The following is a 1,271-nucleotide window of genomic DNA, read 5'->3' on the forward strand; positions in this document are numbered from 1 at the left end:
GGGCGGCGGAGGAGGCCACCGGGGCGGCGGGCTCCTCGTCCCCGCCGCCGCCCAGGCCGCGCAGCTGCCACAGCGACAGCACCAGGCCCACCGCCACGACCGCGCCGACGAGGGCCAGCACCAGGCGCGAGTCCGAGCGCTCCGGGCGCGCGGTGGAGCGCGGCGCGGTGAACGGCACCGGCGGCTCCTCCTCGGGCACCACCTCGTCGCGGTTCTGCAGCCGGCCGCGGAACTCCGCCGCGGCCAGCTCCCCGCGCATGCGCCGCAGCACGTCGTCCAGCTCGGCCAGCGACCACGGCGCCAGCTGCAGGGCCAGCTCCGCGGGGCTGCGCGGGCCGTCCTCGTGCGGGCCGAACGTCACCGCGCACAGCGTGTCCAGGTCGTTGGGGGCGTCGGCGCGCAGCTCCTTCACCGGCACCGGCGGGGCCCCGCGGCCCCCGGCGGCGGGGGCCGCGGGCAGGCCGGGCGCGGCGGGCGCGTCCTCCAGGCGCGGCCAGCGCCCGGTGAGCCCGGCGTACACCAGCGCCACCAGCCCCACGGCGTCGGCGCGGTTGGCCAGCGCGGCGGCGCGGCCGGGGGAGACCGCCGGCGGGTCCTCGTCGAGGGCGGCCTCCACCCCCACGCCCAGGACGCGCACCACGGCGTCGGGGCCCAGCACCACCGACTCCGGCGTCAGGCGGGTGTGGTGCAGGCCGCGGCGGGCGGCGGCCTCCAGGGCCGTGGCGGCCTCCCCGACCAGGCCGCGCACCGCGCCCGGGCTCAGCGGGCCCTCGCGCAGCAGGTCGCCCATCGACCAGCCCTCGACGTGCTCCTCCACCACGAACACCGCCGCGCGCCGCTGCCCGGAGGCGCTCTCGTGCAGGTCGGTGCCGGCGTCCAGGACGCGCGGCACGTGCGGGTCGGTGAGGGTGGCGGCGCGGCGGCCGGCGTCGAGGAACTCCCCGGCGCGCGGGTCGTCGGCCTCGAGGGTGCGCACCCGCACCCACCGGTCCAGGGTGGTGTCCCAGCCGAGGTGGTCGCGCGAGCCCGACGTCGAGGGCAGTTCGCGGTGCAGCACGTAGCGGTCGGCGACGCTGCTGCGGCCAGCCCCGTCCAGTGTCCCCTCCAGGTCTCGGGCGCGGTGTGCGCGGGCGGCCCGCGGGCGCGGGCCGGGGACCATGCTAGGGCGGGCCGCGGGCGGCCCGGGCGGGCCGCGCCGGGCGGGCCGCGCACCGGACCCGCACCCGCCGCGCGGGTGGTGCGTGCCCGCCGCGCCCGCCGATCGGCGACCA

The 1,271-nt window shown here is 81.2% G+C and carries 1 pseudogene; it reads right to left on the reverse strand.

What is annotated here, in order from left to right:
* Positions 1-1,057 (reverse strand): annotated as a pseudogene (locus GTR00_RS21090) (hypothetical protein); the annotation flags it as partial.
* Positions 1,058-1,271 lie beyond the last annotated feature (214 nt).

This window comes from Kineococcus indalonis, assembly GCF_009906395.1.
GTDB classification, from domain to species: Bacteria; Actinomycetota; Actinomycetes; order Actinomycetales; family Kineococcaceae; genus Kineococcus; species Kineococcus indalonis.